General features: G+C 58.9%; 1 protein-coding gene. It reads left to right on the top strand.

The annotated features are described in order from the left end of the window. A partial coding sequence (locus Q4563_RS16600) for a 2Fe-2S iron-sulfur cluster-binding protein (protein WP_303605272.1) occupies positions 1–406 on the top strand: 406 nt, incomplete at both ends.

Below are 406 nucleotides of genomic sequence, written 5' to 3'. Positions count from 1 at the left end.
CCCGGAGAGCAACCACCAGGATCTGTCTTCGTCAGCGAATGACAGCTTTGAGCTGGATGGCAACATCGAACCGGACAGCGGCACCGGACTGCCGCCGTTCGAGTTGGAGCCCCCTCCGGCTACCTCCGACAGCTCTGCCCAACAGGTTGAGTTATATCTGCCGGAGCGTGACCCCGAACAGCCGGAGCAGACACCCCAGCTCGAGCTGGAGGGTATGGCTCCGCCTGTTTTTGCCATTACTCTCGATGATGGGCATCAGGCCCGCTTCCAATACGCAGCTAACTTACTGGAGTCTCTTGAAGCCCAGCAGATCGATGTCCACTTTCAATGCCGGGAAGGCTATTGTGGCAGTTGCCGTGCCCAGCTGCTCAGTGGTGAAGTGCATTACGCCAACGACCCATTGGCC

This window comes from Gilvimarinus sp. 1_MG-2023 (assembly GCF_030548285.1).
Note: the sequence above shows the minus strand (reverse complement) of the source record. Positions and strands in the feature narration are given on the sequence as shown.